2 protein-coding genes are annotated in these 4,049 nt (G+C 40.1%); both read right to left on the bottom strand.

All coding sequences use genetic code 11. The annotated features are described in order from the left end of the window. Positions 1 to 68: 68 nt before the first annotated feature. Positions 69 to 707: a transposase gene (locus tag F6K13_RS21995; protein ID WP_338043236.1), complete on the bottom strand. Its 639-nt coding sequence runs from the start codon at positions 705 to 707 to the stop codon at positions 69 to 71. A gap of 91 nt (positions 708 to 798) precedes the next feature. Continuing rightward, the coding region (locus F6K13_RS22000) for a cobaltochelatase subunit CobN (protein ID WP_287288379.1) at positions 799 to 4,049 on the bottom strand (3,251 nt) is incomplete at its 5' end.

A 4,049-nucleotide genomic window follows, 5' to 3' on the forward strand; every position in this document is an offset into this window, starting at 1 on the left:
TCTCTTGCTTGTTATCTTATTATCTTGGTTTTTGTTGGGTTGCGCTGCCGCTTAACCCAACCTACAATTTATTCTCTACCAATATTGCTGTCAAAAGTAAGTCTTTCTGAAGAACCCCACATTTTGTCATAAATTCCCGCTTTTACATAACGATGAAAACTAGAATATTCCCAATTTTTCGGAGCAGTTACTAATCCATGATGTACTGGATTATAATGAATATATTCTATATGATTAGCAAAATCTAAATATCCTTGAATTTGATGCTCCCAAAACCTGCGTTGCCAAACAGCTTTTTCTCCTTTATATTGTCGAGATGTTGAAATTTTTCCCTGATATTGAGAATGGTATTGACGACTAAAATAACTTTTAATTAACCGCCAACGAATCGAAAAATTTGCATCATTTTTAGGTAATGTCCAAAGAGAATGAATATGGTCTGGCAAGATGACAATAGCATCTATTTTAAATGGATGTTTTTGCATAACATATCGAAAAGCTTTTCGTAGTAAATCTATATTTTCAGGTTCGCACAAAATTTTCTGGCGGTTGTATGTCACTACTGTGAAAAAATAAGTTGCCCCTGGTGTTTTTGCCCGACGATATTCCATAAAGTTTTGTAGTTTTGTAGGTTGGGTTGAGGTCACGAAACCCAACATTATCTTGGTTTGTGTTGGGTTTATCTTACGGATAAGCTCCGTTAACATTTCATTCTACCCAACCTACTTCTTATTTTATAACCTATTATGTTGGGTTGATACTGCGGATAAGCTCCGCTAACACTCCGTTCTACCCAACCTACTTGTTACTACTCACACCTTCAATTTCCTCATCCGCTACATCATATAACTCCCTCAATTTCTGCAACTTCTCTTCATCTGTTTGCCAAAAACCGCGTCCGTTCGCTTCCAACATCCGCCCAATAATATTCCGAAATGCTTCCGGGTTTGCCTCCCGTAATTTACGCGCCATCTCTGCATCCAAAGCATAAGTCTCGGCAGCACCGTCATAAACCCAATTATCAGCAAAATTAGCTGTACCGCCCCAACCTATCAAGGCGGTCATCCGTTGGGAAATCTCGTAAGCTCCTCCACTACCTTGATTTGCCATTGCTTCTGCCCACTTTGGATTCAATAATTTTGTGCGATATTCCATCCGCAACAAGTCTTCTAATTTTCGGGGGGTGGTATCTTTGGAGAAACTTTCGACGAAACTCGCACTTACTTTTTTACCCCGTTGTTTTTCTGCTGCTAATTTTAATCCACCAGTATTAGCATAATATTCCTGAATATCTGTCAAACCATACTCCACCGAATCAATTTCTTGTACGATGCGATCGCAACCTTTCAACAATTCCTGCAAAATTTCTGGGCGTGCCTCTCCTTTATCTTTGCGTCCGTAACTGAAGACATTTCGCCCTTGCCAAGTATCGCCTAACTCATCCGCTGACTCCCAGTTACTATCCACAACTCTGTCATTCACCAAGGAACCAAAATCACCAGCAGGATTAGAAAATAACCGCGCCGAAATATTTTCTACACCTTGCGCTTGCAATGCTAAAGCGTGTTTGCGGATAAAATTTTGTTCTACGGGTTCGTCTGCGGTTGCTGCTCGTTGGAATAGATCGTCTAATAATTCAATAATATTGACAAAACTATCCCGGAAAATTCCTGATAAATTTCCTAAAATATCGATGCGGGGATGACAAACTTCAGCTAAAGTCTTTAATTCATAACGAACGATGCGACCCGTACCTTCTTTTACTGGTTCAGCACCTACTAATTCTAATAAAATTCCGATTGATTCACCACGGGTTTTAATAGCATCTAAACCCCATAACATTACTGCTACAGTTTCGGGATAATTATTATTTTCTTCGAGATGTTGATTAATAATTTTATTGGCAATTTCTCGTCCTCTTTCATAAGCAGCAGGAGAAGGCATTCGATAGGGGTCTAAAGCATGAATATTTCGACCAGTTGGCAAAACTCCCGGACCATCTCGTAATAAATCTCCTCCTGGGGCAGCAGGAATATATTCTCCATTTAATCCACGCAAAAGATTAGTCAATTCATCAGTATTTTGCATTAACAAATCCCCAATATTTACCACACTTTGCTTAACATCATTATCCGAGTCTAGCTCTCCGATTTTTTTACCAAAATAAGCCTCCAAATAAGATTTTAATTCCTCCTCGTTTGGCACTTCTCCCAAAGTATGTAAACCAGAAGAAAATAATCTTTGTTCTACAACCTGCAAATATTCGTAAATTTCCACAAAATAGGGATTAATCACATCTTCACTAAACATTCGCACATTTTCCGCAGTAAATTCAATCCCTAAATTTTTGCCATACTCAAACGGACAATCTGAATTTAAACCAGTATCAAAAATCTTCTTAAAAATCGATTCCCGCAACCCCGAATTTTTCTGGGGTTCTTCCCGATATTCAGAAATTAACTCTCGCAAACTCACCAATTCTTTATATAAACCAGCCCGACCATAAGGAGGAATGTTATGAGAAATTAACACCCCATAACCCCGACGTTTTGCCAACATAGATTCTGAAGGATTATTAGCAGCATATATATATAGATGTGGCATATTTCCTAATAGAATATCTGACCAAGAATAGCCAGTATTTCCCAAAGGTGAACCGGGCAACCATTCCACAGTTCCGTGCATTCCAAAATGAACAATTGCATCAGCTTGGAATTCATTTTGGAGCCATTTATAAAAAGCTGCATATTGGGGATGGGGTGTTAAATCTCTTTCAAACATTAGGCGCATTGGGTCGCCAGAAATTCCCAGGGGTGGTTGTACGCCGAGCCAAATATTTCCTAATTGAATTCCGCCAATATGGAAATTTTCACCATCGGTTTTTATGCCTGTGCGGGTGAGATTTCCCCATTGTTTTTCGATGCGAGTTGTTGATAGATACCCTAACCATTTTTCGAGACTTTTAATATTAACTTGGTTGTTATCCTCCCTCGTTCCCCCCTTTGAAAGGGGGGAGGTAGGAGTAGTGTTTTGCTTTTTGGAAAGGGGGGAGGAATAGGAAGAATAAATTTCGTCTGCTTCTTTAATTTGACGAATAAGTTCTTCCCCATCTTCGGGAATTTCCCCAACGTTGTAACCTTCTTCTTTTAGAGCGTGGAGAAATTTCAGGAGAGAACGCGGCACATTTAACAACGCTGCTGTACCTGTAGCACCATAACCGGGAGGAAAACCATAGAGAATAACAGCTATTTTTCTTTCTGCGGGCGGTGTATGACGCAGTTTTATCCAATTTTTGACTCTACCCGTGAGACGTTTCACTCTTTCAGGAATTAAATAAATATCTTCTCCCACTAAACCACCCAAGGGAACGGGGTCGATCGCTCCATCTAATTCTGGCAGTGCATATAAAACGACACTTTGCAAACCGCCCACACCTTGGCGCGTCCAAGAATGGATATCTTGAATGAGTAGAGGTGCTGCCACAAAATAAGGGACATTTTTGGCAGTGAGAATACGTTGAGAAACTTCCACCTGTCGTCCTGCTTCCATGGAACCTGCTGGTCCCCCCACCAAGGGAAAACCAATAGTTGAAACGACTGCATCGACTTTCACTGCTTCGGGAGAAAGGGAAAGTATTGGTTTAACAGAATCGTACTTTTGATTTTCACGGGACTTACGCACGGACACTAAATCCTCTGAGGGCGAATGCCATTCGCCCCTACATATCTCGTTTTCAAGGTTAATTTGCGTAAGTTCTGTTTCAACAGAATCTAACTTTTGAATTTTATCTAACTTTTGCCTTTTGACTTTTGACTTTTGACTTTTATGCCTTCTGACTTTTGAATTTTGACTTTCAAAAGCGCTGGTCATCCAGTCTCTGACGGCGACATGACCTTCAACTCCGTTAATAAATACAGGTAGAGGTGTTAAACCTGCTTCTTCAAATTTGCGGATGAGTTGAGGAATGTATGGTTGTTTGGTAATGACGTGTTTGCGGTAGAGCAAAATACCAACAACTGGAGTAGGAGAAGTTTGCTTCTGTTGGCGAT

The sequence above is a fragment of the Okeania sp. SIO2B9 genome (genome assembly GCF_010672505.1).
GTDB classification, from domain to species: domain Bacteria; phylum Cyanobacteriota; class Cyanobacteriia; order Cyanobacteriales; family Microcoleaceae; genus Okeania; species Okeania hirsuta.